The following is a 13,146-nucleotide window of genomic DNA, read 5'->3' on the forward strand; positions in this document are numbered from 1 at the left end:
GCTGTGTATAAGAGACAGCCACCAACCCCATCCCCTGACCTCGCGGCCCCCGCTCGCCAGGTCATGAGGGCGACGTCCCGGCCTACGCACGGGTGGTGAGCAGCTCCTCCGGAATCTCCTTCGGCACCCCGCGCAGCCCCACCAGCGCCAGCCCCGCCACCACGGCCAGCAGCGCCGCCGTGACCAGCGACGTCATGTGCACACCCGCCACGAACGCCTCCTGCGCGGCCCGTACGACCTGCGCTGCCAGGCCGGGAGGCAGGTCCGCGGCCGTCGCCAGCGCCCCGGCGATCGACTCCCTGGCGGCCGAGCCGTCCACCCCGGCGGGCAGCTCCAGGTTCGCCCGGTACGCGCCGGTCAGCACCGTGCCGAGGATCGCGATGCCGAGCGCCCCGCCCAGCTCGAAGGCCGTCTCCGACACCGCCGACGCCGCGCCCGCCCGTTCCTTGGGGGCGGTGGCCAGCACGTTGTCGTTGTTCACCGTGAACGCGAACCCGACGCCCATGCCGCCGATCACCATGACGGGCAGCAGGGTGAGGTAGTTCAGCTCGGTGCCGAGGGTGGCGTAGTAGAGGAACGACACCGCGTTCATGGCCAGGCCGAGGGCGACCACGCCGTTGCGGCCGATGACGTTGATCAGCTTGGCGGCCAGCACCCCGCCGACGGCACCCGCCAGGCCGCCGGGCAGCTGGGCCAGCCCCGCCTGCAGCGGCGACCAGCCGAGCACGAGCTGCAGGTACCACGCGAACATCAGCATCATCGCCGACATCGCGAAGATCGCCAGCAGGTTCGTGGCGATGGACGCGGTGAACGCCCTCCTGCGGAAGAGCCGCACGTCGATCAGCGGTTCGGCCAGCCGCGTCTGCCGCCACACGAATATCGCCAGCAGCAGCACCCCGGCCACCCCCGCGGCCGCCACGTCGGTGTGGCCGAGCCCCTTGTTCGCGGCCTCCTTGACGGCGTAGATGGCCGTCACGACGCCGCTGAAGGACAGGACGACGCTGGGCAGGTCCAGCCGGCCCGCGCCCGGGTTGCGCGACTCGGGCAGCACCAGAGCGCCGCCCACCAGCACCAGCAGCATGATCGGTACGTTGATCAGGAACACCGAGCCCCACCAGAAGTGGTCGAGCAGCACGCCGCCGACGACCGGGCCGATCGCGAAGCCGGCGGCGCTCATCCCGCTCCAGACGCCGATGGCCGCGGTCCGCTCGCCGGGTTCGGTGAACACGTTGCGGACGATCGACAGCGTGGACGGCATGATCGTCGCCCCGGCGACACCCAGCAGCGCCCTGGCCGCGATCAGCAACTCGGGGCTGGGCGCGTACGCGGTGATCACGGAGGCGGCGCCGAACGCGGCCGCGCCGATCAGCAGCAGGCGCTTGCGGCCGATGCGGTCGCCGAGGTTTCCCATGGTGACGAGCAGGCCGGCCAGCGCGAACCCGTACATGTCGCCGATCCAGAGCAACTGCGTGGACGTGGCGCCCAGGTCGGCCACCAGGCGAGGGAGAGCCAGGTGCAGGACGGTCAGGTCGAGGGAGAGCAGAAGCGTGGCCAGGCAGGCGATCGCCAGCGCGGCCCATTTGTTCGTCATGCCGCTCACTGTCGTGGGAGCGGCTGACGGGCGGCCTACCGCTCGCTGACCAACCGGCTGATCTCGGCCAGCCCGGCCGCGATGCGGGTGCGGGTGTCCTCGGTGCTGTACCAGCCGTCGGGGCATTCGGCCCGAGCCCTGCTGAGCAGCGCCTGCGCCTCGTCGAGGTCGCCGCACCGCAGCGCCACCTCGCCGAGGCCGAGGTGGGCCCACGCGAGGGTGTCCATGGAGCCGTTCCTGCGCGACAGCTCGGCCGCGAGCACGTAGTCGGCCTGCGCGGCGTCCATGGCGTCCATGCAGATCAGCGCGTCACCGCGGCGGCACAGGGACTCGGCGATCTCGGTCGTCGCGCCCAGCTCGCGCGCCACCGTCAACGCCTCGTCCGCCAGCGCGTGGGCCGTGTCGTAATCGCCCCGCTGGTGGTGGAGCTCGCACAGCCCGGACAACACGAGCGTCGTGCCCCAGCGCTCGCCGATGGCCCTGAACGCGGTCAGGCTCTTCTCGAAACAGGCCAGCGACTCCTCGGGCCTGCCGAGGGCCTGGAGCACGAACGCCGCCCCGCCGTTGGACAGCGCCGCCTGCCAGGGCGGGAGCGCGCCCACGATCCGCATGATCTCGTCATAGGCCTCATGGAGGTCGCCCGGCGGCCCGGTGAACATCGACAGCAGCATCATCATGAACTCGACCCGCGTCGGCACGTGATCCCAGGTCACCATCCAGCGCACCTCGGCCAGCCGCTCGCGCAGCTCGTCGTCGGCGCCTCCCGCCCAGGCCGTGACGAGCACGCACATGACGTACTCCTCGTCCAGGTCGGGCGGGCGCCGCGAGCCGAGCTCGGCCAGCAGCCCGGCGGCCAGGCCCGCGCTGGTGGCGCGGTGACCGCGCATCCACCAGTAGCAGGCGCTGTAGGCCAGCAGCCGCAACGCGAGCTCCAGCCGCCCGGCCTCGGTGGCCCAGCGCACGGCCGCGTTGACGTCGTCGCTCTCCTCGTCGAGCCGGGCCAGCCACTCCAGCTGCTCGCTCGTGCGCAACCAGGAGTCGGCCTCCACGACCAGGTCGAGGTAGTAGCCGGCGTGCGCGTCGCGGATCGCCTCGACCTCGCCGGACTCGGCCAGCTTCTCGGCGCAGAACGCCCGGATCGTGTCGAGCATGCGGTAGCGACCGTCCACCACCTGCACCAGCGACTTCTCCGCCAGCGAGAACAGCACCTCCTCCGGCAGCCCGCACACCCGCTCCGCCGTCTCGGGCCGCGCGCCGCCCACGAACACGGTCAGCCTCCTGGCCAGCCGTTGCTCGTCCGCGTCGAGCAGGTCCCAGCTCCACGCGACGACCGCGCGCAGCGTCTGGTGCCGGGGCAGCGCCGTACGGCTGCCCCGGGTCAGCAGCCGGAACCGGTCGTCGAGCCGCGCCGCGATGTCGGCCAGCGGGAGCGTACGCAGCCGCGCCGCGGCCAGCTCGATGGCCAGCGGTAACCCGTCGAGCGCCCGGCAGATGCTCGCCACCTGGGCGGCGTTGCCCGCGTCGACGGCGAAGCCGGGCGTCACGGCGGCGGCGCGGTCGGCGAACAGCCGGACGGCGGGATAGCTGAGCGGGTCGCCCGACTCCGGCGGAGGCAACCGCAGCGGCGCCACCGGCAGGATCGACTCGCCGGTGATGCCGAGCGCCTCCCGCCCGGTCACCAGCACCCGCAGCCGGGGGAGGAGGCCAGCAGCAGGTCCGTCAGCTCGGCGGTGGCCGCGATGAGGTGCTCGCAGTTGTCGAGGACCAGCAGCAGCCTGCGGCCGGCCAGCGCGGTGACGAGCCTGGTGGCCGGATCCACGGCGGGCCGGTCGGAGGCGTGCGTCACGGCGTCGCGGATGTCGAGCGCGGCCAGGACGGCCGCCGGGACGTCGGCTCCGTCGGAGACCTGCGCGAGCGGCACGAAGCACACGTCGCCCGCCTCCTGGCTCGCCACCTCGATCGCGAGGCGCGTCTTGCCCGCGCCGCCCGGCCCGATCAGGGTGACGAGCCGGTGCTCGCGTAGCCTCGCCGCCACCTGCTGGAGCTCGTCGGCGCGGCCGACGAAGCTGGTGAGCTGGGCGCGCAACCCCTGCCGCGAGCTGTGCCCGCTCGCGGGGACGGCCGAGGAGCCGAGCGCCGGGTCGGCCCGGAGCACGGCCAGATGCGCGGCGGCCACCTCAACTCCCGGCTCGACGCCCAGCTCGTCGTCAAGGAGCTTCCTGGCCTCGTCGTAGACGGCCAGCGCCTCCGCCTGGCGGCCGCTGCCGTAGAGCGCGCGCATGAGCTGGGCCCGCAGCCGCTCGCGCAGCGGGTGGGCGGCGGCGAGCTGGCTCAGCTCGGCGACCAGCTCGCGGTGCCTGCCCAGGTCGAGGTCGGCCTGCACCCGGTCCTCCGTGGCCGACAGGCGCAGCTCCTCCAGCGCCGTCGCGGCGGCCACCGCGTGCGGGGCGTCGGCGAGCGGGGTGCCACGCCACAGGTCCAGCGCCTCGCGCAGCAGCGCCGCCGCCCGCTCAGGGTCGCCGCCGGCCAGGGCCTGCGTGCCCGCCTGCGCCAGCTGCTCGAACCTGCACGCGTCGACGTCCTGCGGATCGGCCACCAGCCGGTATCCGGCCGGGTGGAACTCCACCAGGTGCCGGCCCAGCACCCTGCGCAGCCGGGACACCTGCGACTGCAGCGCGTTGGCCTCGCCCTCAGGGGGCCGGGGGCCGTACATGCCGGCCACGAGTCGCTCCGCGCCGACGATGCGGCCGGCGTGCAGGGCGAGCAGGGTCAGCAGGGCGCGCACGCGGGGACCACCGAGGGCGACCTGCTCGCCGTCCTCGCCCAGCACGGTGGTGGGCCCGAGGATCTGGAAGCGCATACCCCGATTATCGCGGGCGCGGCGGCGGGGATGTCGCGAGGAGCGCGTCGAGCACACCGGCGGCGAGCGCGAGGGCATGGCCGGGCGCGGGGCAGGGGCGGATGCCGGAGCCGAAGGTCAGGTGCGGGCTCGGGCCGCGGGTGGGGTCGAACCGCTCGGGGTCGGCGAACACGTCGGGGTCGCGGTTGGCGGCCACCAGATCGATCGTCACCGTCTCACCGGTCCTCGTGTCGAGCCTGCGGGTGGCCGTGAGCGGCGGGTCCTGCCTGAGCGTCTCGTACAGCAGCGCCTCGGGGTCGTCGCCGGGCTCGGCGCGCCGGAGCGCGGCCTCGATCAGCGCCTCCGTGGCGGCGTGGCCCTGCAGCAGCAGGGTGATCACGGGAACGCCGGCCAGCGTGAGCAGCCGCGCGACGGCGGCGTCGGCCTGCGGGCTCTCCTCGCCGGACAGGTATCCGGGCGCCGCGGCGGGCACAGCAGCGGACACAGCGCCGGACACGGCGGCGGGCACAGCGGGCACAGCGGGCACAGCGGGCACAGTGGGCACAATGGGCACAGTGGCGGTGTCCTCGACGCCGAGCGCGGACGCGAGCACGGCCGTGGGCACGCCCCGCCAGTCGCCGTCCCGCTCCTCGGTCATGGCCGCGGCCGCCCGCCTCAGCTCGGCGGGCTCCAGCCCGGCCAGCAGCTCGACCAGGACGCGGCGTCGCCCGGCGTGGATCTCGCCGGTGCTGAACCGCGACACCCGGGCGCGCAGCCAGGCGAGCGTCCCCTCCACGCCGTCCTGGCGTACGGGAGGCGGCACGTACGCGGCGTCGTCGAGCACGGCACGGGCCTCGGCATGACGGGTGATGAGCATGCCGTCACGCTAAAGCGGGATCGTTTCGCCGGCGCTCGAAGCATGCCGTCAGGCGGCCAGCCGCTCCTGGCGCTCCGGCGGCCCGGCCTCGGCGGGTTTCGCGGGCCCAGCAGTCTGGTCAGTGGTCCGCGCGGCGGTCCGCCTTCCGGCGAAGGCCAGCGCCATCACCACGATGAGCAGCATCTCGGCCACCACCAGTCCCCGCTCCAGCAGCCCGTAGTAGGCGGCGCCGCCGATCAGCGGCGAGGTGACGGATGCCGGGTGCGCCGCCAGGTAGAACGCCAGCGACAGCGCGGAGGTCACGCTCATGGCCTTGACCGCGTTCCACCCGGGCGCCGCCGCGCGGCCCCTGGCCAGGCTCCAGCCGGCGACCGGCAGCGAGGTGAAGAACACGGCCGCCGCCCAGCGGTGGATCTCCCCGGAGAGCGTGCCGATCTGCGACGATCCCGGGTCGGTGGGGAAGATCGCGCTCATCATCAGTCCAGCCGCCCCGGCCAGCAGGAGGACACGGGCGGCCGCGGTGCGCGCCGGCTCCATGGACGCCAGCCCGTACGCGAGACTCAGGCACGCCCCCGCGAGCGCCAGCATCCCGATCAGCACGGGCACCAGCCCGCCGGAGACCAGCGCGTAGTCGCTGATCAGCGGCTGGACGGGCAGGGCTGATTGCGCGTAGGCGAGGGCGCAGAAGGACACCACCGTGCCGATGACGGTGCCCCACACGGCCTGCTTTCGGGTCATCGCGCCACCTCGTCATAGATCGTCTCGAACCGGGCCAGCGACGTCTGGTCGTCGTGGGTGAGCGCCAGCTCGCGGCTGGCCTTGCCGAGCCTGGCGCGCAGGCCGTCGTCGGTCAGGACGCCCGTCAGGTGCCTGGCCAGCGTGGCCACGTCGCCCGGCTGGAACAGGTAGCCGTTGCCGTCCACCAGGTGCGGCAGTGCCATCGCGTCGGCGGCCACCACGGGCAGCCCGGTGGCCATGGCCTCCAGCGTGGCGATGCTCTGCAGCTCGGCGATGCCCGGCATGGCGAACACGTCGGCGGACGCGTACGCCTGGGGCATGATCTCGTCGGGCACGAAGCCGAGGAAGAACACCCGCTCGCCCACGCCGATGCGCTTGGCCAGCCGCTCCAGCTCCATCCGCTGGTTGCCCCGGCCGACCAGCACCGCCTGAACGTCGGTGTCGTTCAGCACGATCGGCAGCGCGCGTACGAGCTCGTCGATGCGCTTCTCCTCGTCCAGGCGGCCGACGAACATGACGGTGGGCCGGTCGGGCAGGTCGAACATCTTGCGCGCCCACGCCTTGGGCTCGGCGTGCGGGCGGAACCTGGCCAGGTCGATCCCGCAGGAGACCGGCTCCACCTCGCGGTCGAAGCCCTGCTCGGACAGGAGCCTGGCGGCCAGCGGGGTGGGCGTGGTGATGCGGTCGGCGCGGTTGAAGATCCGGCTGAAGTCGCGCCAGGCCAGCCGGCCGGCCCTGGCCCGCAGCCGCTCGGGGATGTGGCCGAACTGGAAGAGGTTGTCGGGCATGAAGTGGTTGGTGGCGACCACGGGCACGTCCGCGCGGCGGGCGGCGGCGATGGCGGCCCGGCCCACCACGAAGTGGCCCTGCGTGTGCAGCACGTCGGGGGCGATCGAGGCGATCAGGCGGTCGAGCCTGGTCGGCACGGTGATCCGCATCGTGGGGTGGACCAGCAGCGGCGCGGAGCGCAGCCGGTGGACCACCACGCCGTCCTCCACGTCGGCGCTGGCCGGGCCCACCTCGGACTGGCAGACCACGTGCACCTCGTTGCCGCGCGCGGCCAGGCCGGTGGCGAGGCGGTGGGTGAAGTAGGCGGCGCCGTTGACGTCGGGCGGGTAGGTGTCGCTCGAGATCAGGATCCGGCGGGGGCGTTCGGCGGCCGGGGCGAGGGCTGGTTGCTTGGTGACGCTGTGCAGGGGCATGGCCATGACGGTGACTCCAATGATGAGAGGCCAGGGGAGGGCCGGTGAAACGTACGGAACAGATCAGGCAAGGTCGCGGTGTGCCTCCAGCGGGCTGGTCCGTGCCAGGGCGAAGGTGCCGGCGGCGGTGAGCGCGGCGGCCGCGACCGGGAGGACTCCGGTCGGCAGCGGCTCGCCGAGCAGCAGCGCGCCGAAGGCCACCGCGGTCAGCGGGTCGGCGATCTGCAGCGAGGCGAACGAGACGCCGAAGTGCCCGACGGCGTAGGCGCGCTGGAGCATCATCAGCGCCAGCAGGGCGGGGATCGGCAGCGCCAGCAGGTACCACCAGTTCCACGTGCCGTCCACCAGCACGCGCACGAGCGTGGCGGTGGCGCCGTACAGGACGCCCGAGCTGGTCGCCAGCAGCGCCGCCCGGCCCGCGGGCGAGGCCGCCCTCGAACCGGCCCACAGCAGGACCGCGGCGACGCCGGCCACGCCCAGGAGGGTGAGCACGCCGGTCGGGCTGAGGTAGGTGGGGCCGTGCGACTCGGGGACGAGCAGGACCAGGCCGATCAGCCCGGCCGCCACCACGCCGGCCGCGGTCAGTTCCTTGCGCGACGGCCTGCGGCCGTGCAGCGTGGCGGCGATGGGGAGGGCGAACAGCAGGCTGGCCACGCCCATCGGCTGGACGATGGTCAGGGGGCCCAGCCCGAGCGCGACGATGTGCAGGCCACCACCCGCGAGAATGGAGACGCCGCCGATCAGCCAGCGCGGCCTGCGCAGCAGCGCGAGCAGCCCGGCCTTGGCGGTGCCGACCGCCTCGAACTGCTGGAGGGCGGCTCCGAGCGCGAAGAACAGCGAACCGACCAGGGCTATTACCGCGGCCAGCACAGTCATGCGCACTCCTTTCAGACGGATGGTCGCCGGGCAGGGTCAAACAGGTGTGTCCGTGGGAAGACGTTCAGGGGAAGGCTGGATGGCGCGGCGCTTCCTGTTCCACCGCACGAGCTCGACGGCCGCGGTGACGGACACCGCGATGCCCAGCCCGAGCAGCAGGCCCTTGATGGGGTCGTTCTCGAACGCCATCCCGCCGAAGAAGCCGATCAGCCCGCTGTACACCGCCCACGAGCTCGCCGCGATCACGTCGAAGAACGTGAACGAGCGCAGCGGGTGCCGGACCGCGCCCATGGTCAGCGTGGTCGCGGTGCGCCCGCCGGGGATGTACCTGGCCACGACGAGCACGAGCCCGCCCCGCTCCGCCAGGGCGCCGCGCGCCCAGACGAACGCCTTCTTGCTCCGCAGCCTCCCGCCTGACTTGTTGCCGATCAGGTAGGAGATGTGGTCGCCCGCGAAGGCGCCCAGAGCCGCGACGACGATCACCAGCGCCAGGTTCGTCTCGCCGGACGCCGCGAACACGCCGGCGGTGATGACCGACGTCTCGGCGGGCACGATGGGGAAGAACCCGTCGAGCAGCGCCAGGCCGAAGAGCACGGCGTACAACCACGGTGACGCCATGGCCTGTTGCACCAGGTCGAGAATGGCGTGGGACATAAGCAGGGGCTCCGATCGTCAGGGCACTCACATAGCGTGTCGGCGCTGGACCGTCGGGAACATCGGGGATGCCCCGGGTCGAACGCGGGCCCATCCCCGATAGGGGTCAGGGCCTGTACCCCATGAAGGTAGAAACTGCGCAGGTCACGGCACATCGGACGATCGGCACGCACCGCCCCCTACTTTCGTCAGGGTCGCGGCGCGACCTCCGGATGACACCATCGATCAAACCCGGATCGGCCCGCTCGGGCACCAGTGCAGATAGGCGCTTTCACGGTGGGGTTAGCTCTACCTCGACGGTGACCCGAGCCCCACCCTGACTTTCGTCAGGGGCTCCACCTGCCGTCCGGGGAGGGCGCCGGCCATCACGCGGCGGATAACGTCGACGCCGTGAAGCACCTGCGCCCGCTCCGCCGGGAGACCCGCCGCAAGCTGGTCTACGACCTGCTGCTCTGGGCCGTTCTCAGCGTGTTCGTGTCCGCGATGGGGCCGGACCCGTTCCTGGACCCTGCGGGGTTCGCCATGATCACCATGCCCAGGATGGTGCTCGCCGCCGCGGCCGTGCTGGTCGGCCGGCGCTGGCCACTGGCCGCCCTGGTGCTGCTGCTGCCGCTCGGGCCGTGGCAGTTCACCGAGGGATTCGCGACCGTGGACCTGAGCTGGCTGCTGCCCCGGCGCAACGTGAAGATCCTCCCGCTGCTGCCCACGTCGCCCTTCATCGTGTGGTACGCCTACCTCACCGGGCGGCGCATGACCAGGGCATGGCCCGCGTCGGCGGCGTTCTGCCTGGTCACGGTCGTGGGCGTGGGCGTGGTCCTGGCCTGGGGCGGTGACCTGGCCCTGTGGGTGTCCATGACCACCGCGCTCGTCGGCACCTACCTGGTGCCCTACCTGCTCGGGCTGCTCAGGAGGAGGCTGCTCCAGCAGCGGCGGGTGGCCAGGCTGTCGGTCGAGGCCCAGGCCAGGCTGCGCGAGCGGGCCAGGATCGCCCGCGACATGCACGACTCGCTCGGCCACGACCTGGCGCTGATCGCGGTCAGGGCGGCCGGGCTGGAGCTGGTTCCCGGGCTGGGCCCCGCCGAGGTCAAGGCCGCGGGCGAGCTGCGGGTCGCCGCCGCGGACGCCACCGAGCGGCTGCGCCAGATCATCGGGCTGCTGCGCGAGGAGGCCGACGCGCCGCCCCTGACACCCGCGGACGAGGACGTGGCCGAGCTGGTACGCCGGGCCAGGGACTCCGGAATGACGGTCGACCTCGACCTGATCCCCGGGCCGGTGCCCGGCCTGGCACGCGCGGTGGTCCAGGAGGGCATCACGAACGCCGCCAAGCACGCGCCGGGGGCGGCCGTCCAGGTCGAGGTCTCGCCGGAGCGCGTCACCGTACGCAACGGGCCGCCGCGCTCCCGGCCCACCGCGCAGCCCGGCGGTCTCGGGCTGGCGGGCCTGCGCGAGCGCGTACGGCTGGCCGGCGGCACCCTCACCGCGGGCCCGATGACCGAGCGCGTGAGCGGCGGCGGCTTCGAGCTGGCCGTCACCCTCCCCCTTGAGGGGGAGGAGGATCCCCGGCGCTCGGGAGGGAACGGACGGCCGGGCGCGCGACGCTCGATCCATGACTGAACAGAGACCGGCCATAGGCCGCGTCACCGCGGCGATCGTGACGGTCGCCACCATGCTCCCGTATCTCACGCTGAAGATCCTGTGGCTGACCGGGAGCTCCATCGGGGTCACCGACGACGAGCTGATGAACGACTCGGCGATGGTGGGGCTGAACGCCATGACCTTCGGCATGGACGCCGTCGGGTTGCTGCTGGCGGTGGCCTTCTCCACGCGCTGGGGCCTGCGGCTGCCGGCCTGGCTCGTGCTGCTGCCGCTGTGGGTGGGCACGGGCCTGCTGTCGGTGGTGATCGTCACGGCGCCGATACTGGTGGCGTCCACCGGGCTCGCGGTGTTCAGCGGCGGCCCCATCGAGCCGTGGGTCTACATGATGGTCTACGGCGGTTTCGTCGGGCAGGGCATCGGCCTGATGACGGTTTTCGCCCTTTATGCCCGCGACCGGTGGCCTGGCGTTTTCACCACCCGGCTCGGACACGCCTTCACCGGCCCTGCCGGGTCGTTCCAGACGGTCGTGGCCTGGGGAGCTCTGCTGGTCACCACGGTGGTCGCCGGGGTGCGCCTGTCGTGGACGTTCGGCGCGCCCGCCGTGGCGGTCGTCCAGCACGGGTTCAAGGCGCTGCTCGCCGTCGCCGGGGCCGTCGCGTTCGTGGCCGTCGTCCGGCGGCGCGGGAACGGACTGTTCTGGCGGCTGCTCGTGCCGGTCTGGCTCGGCTCCGGCTCGTTGTTCGGCTGGGGCCTCTACGTGATGATCGTCAGGTCTGTCGGGGGGCCGCTCGTCGCCGGTGGCGCGGGAGCGGCCGACCTCGTGGACCTGTTCGGCATGCTGGCCGGGCTGGTCATGGGGCTGAGCGGGGCGTACATGCTGGCCGAGCGGTCAGGCGTGGACGACGTGCAGCCGCTTGAGGAGCCGCTTGAAGGCGACGATCGAGATGGTGATCGCCAGGCCGCTTATCACGGCCACCGCTGACGTCCGCAGCACCATGTACGAACCGAGCGAGCCCGCAACATACTCGTAGACGGCCAGGAAGATGCTCAACGTCGAGTTCATCAGCAGCACGAACGCCCACAGCAGCGTGATCCTGGCGAAGAACCTGCGCACCCGCTCGTGCTTGAGCACCGCCGACGGCAGGTGGATGTAGTCGAGCGTGAGCTTCTGCACGAGCGGCCTGTTCAGCCGCACAGACGCGAGGAAGACCATGCTGATGCAGATGGTGCCCATCTCCGGCTGGATGAAGAACCACATCCAGGTGCCGGTCCAGAAGGCCACGATCGCGCGGACGGTGATCGCGAACGCCGCCAGAAACATGGTGGCGGGCACCTTGACCCGCCTGACCAGCCGCCACGCCACCCCGAAATAGACCCAGGCGACGGTCATGACGAGCGCCCACTGGAAACCGAGGACGACCATGGCCAGGTAGAACACCACCAGCGGCGCCACGACGCTTTCGAGCAGTTGGGGTGCCGCCTGCCGGGCGAGGGCCGTGAGGCGTGGAAGGGTGACCTGAGGGTGATTCAAGGCTGCTCCGCAGATAGGCCGACGATCAGCGACTACCCGGGCCTCGCAGGACCAGGCTCTCCAGATGGACCGCTCGTTGTAGCCAGAGCGTCATCAGCGCCGTCCCGGGAAGCACGCCGGTGGCCTACCGTACCCGAGGCCGGATGATGCGACTGCCTCCTTCGACACGTTCCCGCCGTTCCATACGGAATCAGCTTGGGATTGAACCCGGCTTTCATCCGAGTGACGCGGTGGCGAGCTTCGCGCCGAACCCGACGAAGACGACGCCGACACCCGAGGTCAGCCCCGCGCCCAGCCGCCTGTGCCGGCGGAACTGGCCGGCCAGGAACGTGCCGCCGAAGATCAGGGCCGTCAGGTAGAGGACGCTGAACACCTGGATGATCGCGCCCAGGATGGCGAACGACAGCGCGGGGGCCGGGTAGGCGGGGTCCACGAACTGGATGAAGAACGAGACGAAGAACAGGATCGCCTTCGGGTTGAGCAGGCTGATCCCCAACGCCTTGCGGAACGGGCGAAGGCGACGTTCCCGCTCCTCCTGGGGGCGCGTGGCGTCCCCCTGAGGTGCGGCCCGCCAGGCCCGCACCGCGCCGCGGATCATCTGGAAGCCGATCCAGGCCAGGTAGCCGGCGCCCGCGTACTTGACGACGGTGAAGAGCAGCGGGGTGGAGCGGAGCAGGGACGCGGCGCCGGCGGCCGCCAGGACCATCAGCACGGTGTCGCCGACGAACACGCCGGCGGCGGCCCGGTAACCCTGCCGGACACCGTGCCGGGCGGCGAGGCTGAGCACGTACAGGGAGTTCGGGCCCGGCAGCAGGATGATCAGGAAGGCGCCGATGACGTAGGCCCAGAAGTCGGTGATGCCGAAGAACACGAGGACTGCCCTCCGCGAACGCATGCTGGTGACACATCACGATATCGCCTGGTTTGTCCCACCCTCATCAACGACGGCCGTCTTCGAGCCCGGGGTGTGACCGCGGAGCGGGACTCATGTTTGGGTCTTGTAAGGCTCCGGTGTCAAGGTTACGATCGCCGCGATTGCTTAGGAAAGTTTCCTAAAAGATGGGCACCACCGGCCCGCGCTGACACCCCCCGATGCCCGTGCCACCTCCCCACGGGCCGTGCCGTACGGCTTGCGCTCTCACCCCCCGGCGCAAGGCGTACGGCACGCACACCCCCCAAGGAAGAACCGTGAGACTTCGGCCGATCCTCCTGGCGCTCGCGACCCTCGCACTCAGCCTGACC

The 13,146-nt window shown here is 72.2% G+C and carries 12 protein-coding genes; 2 read left to right on the forward strand and 10 right to left on the reverse strand.

The features are described 5' to 3' along the window. Nucleotides 1-82 precede the first annotated feature (82 nt). From E1292_RS45615 to E1292_RS45650, 8 genes are read right to left on the reverse strand one after another with little or no spacing between them, the layout of a single operon-like run. Nucleotides 83-1,591 carry an MFS transporter gene (locus E1292_RS45615; RefSeq protein ID WP_132606036.1) on the reverse strand — a complete coding sequence of 503 codons (1,509 nt, stop codon included), beginning with the start codon at nt 1,589-1,591 and terminating at the stop codon, nt 83-85. Between the two features lie 35 nt (nt 1,592-1,626). Beyond that, entirely contained in the window at nt 1,627-3,270 is a 1,644-nt protein-coding gene (locus E1292_RS45620) for an ATP-binding protein (protein ID WP_132606037.1), read from the reverse strand. Beyond that, nucleotides 3,267-4,451 carry an AfsR/SARP family transcriptional regulator gene (locus E1292_RS45625; protein ID WP_165975084.1) on the reverse strand — a complete coding sequence of 395 codons (1,185 nt, stop codon included), beginning with the start codon at nt 4,449-4,451 and terminating at the stop codon, nt 3,267-3,269. Before E1292_RS45625 ends, E1292_RS45620 begins: the two co-directional genes overlap by 4 nt. Nucleotides 4,452-4,458: 7 nt before the next feature. After that, entirely contained in the window at nt 4,459-5,307 is an 849-nt protein-coding gene (locus tag E1292_RS55295) for a cytochrome P450 (RefSeq protein ID WP_132606039.1), read from the reverse strand. 48 nt (nt 5,308-5,355) lie between these two features. Continuing rightward, nucleotides 5,356-6,045: a DUF998 domain-containing protein gene (locus E1292_RS45635; RefSeq protein ID WP_132606040.1), complete on the reverse strand. Its 690-nt coding sequence runs from the start codon at nt 6,043-6,045 to the stop codon at nt 5,356-5,358. After that, the gene (locus E1292_RS45640) at nt 6,042-7,253 is read right to left on the reverse strand and encodes a glycosyltransferase (RefSeq protein WP_132606041.1); all 1,212 of its coding nucleotides are present in this window, start codon (nt 7,251-7,253) and stop codon (nt 6,042-6,044) included. The genes E1292_RS45635 and E1292_RS45640 overlap by 4 nt, the downstream gene beginning before the upstream one ends. A gap of 57 nt (nt 7,254-7,310) precedes the next feature. Then, nucleotides 7,311-8,123 carry a DMT family transporter gene (locus E1292_RS45645; RefSeq protein ID WP_246090824.1) on the reverse strand — a complete coding sequence of 271 codons (813 nt, stop codon included), beginning with the start codon at nt 8,121-8,123 and terminating at the stop codon, nt 7,311-7,313. Between the two features lie 36 nt (nt 8,124-8,159). After that, the gene (locus tag E1292_RS45650) at nt 8,160-8,777 is read right to left on the reverse strand and encodes a DedA family protein (RefSeq protein ID WP_132606042.1); all 618 of its coding nucleotides are present in this window, start codon (nt 8,775-8,777) and stop codon (nt 8,160-8,162) included. Nucleotides 8,778-9,167: 390 nt separating this feature from the next. Between E1292_RS45650 and E1292_RS45655 the strand changes: the two genes are divergently transcribed. After that, the gene (locus E1292_RS45655; protein WP_220447386.1) at nt 9,168-10,391 is read left to right on the forward strand and encodes a sensor histidine kinase; all 1,224 of its coding nucleotides are present in this window, start codon (nt 9,168-9,170) and stop codon (nt 10,389-10,391) included. Then, nucleotides 10,384-11,355 carry a hypothetical protein gene (locus E1292_RS45660; RefSeq protein WP_132606043.1) on the forward strand — a complete coding sequence of 324 codons (972 nt, stop codon included), beginning with the start codon at nt 10,384-10,386 and terminating at the stop codon, nt 11,353-11,355. The genes E1292_RS45655 and E1292_RS45660 overlap by 8 nt, the downstream gene beginning before the upstream one ends. Here E1292_RS45660 and E1292_RS45665 read toward each other — a convergent pair. After that, nucleotides 11,263-11,904, reverse strand: a complete 642-nt coding sequence (locus tag E1292_RS45665; RefSeq protein WP_132606044.1) for a VC0807 family protein — start codon at nt 11,902-11,904, stop codon at nt 11,263-11,265. The genes E1292_RS45660 and E1292_RS45665 overlap by 93 nt on opposite strands. 214 nt (nt 11,905-12,118) lie before the next feature. Continuing rightward, complete coding sequence (gene leuE / locus E1292_RS45670; protein ID WP_246090826.1) at nt 12,119-12,799, reverse strand: leucine efflux protein LeuE; 681 nt, start codon at nt 12,797-12,799, stop codon at nt 12,119-12,121. Nucleotides 12,800-13,146 lie beyond the last annotated feature (347 nt).

Source organism: Nonomuraea deserti (assembly GCF_004348685.1).
In the GTDB taxonomy this organism is placed as follows: domain Bacteria; phylum Actinomycetota; class Actinomycetes; order Streptosporangiales; family Streptosporangiaceae; genus Nonomuraea; species Nonomuraea deserti.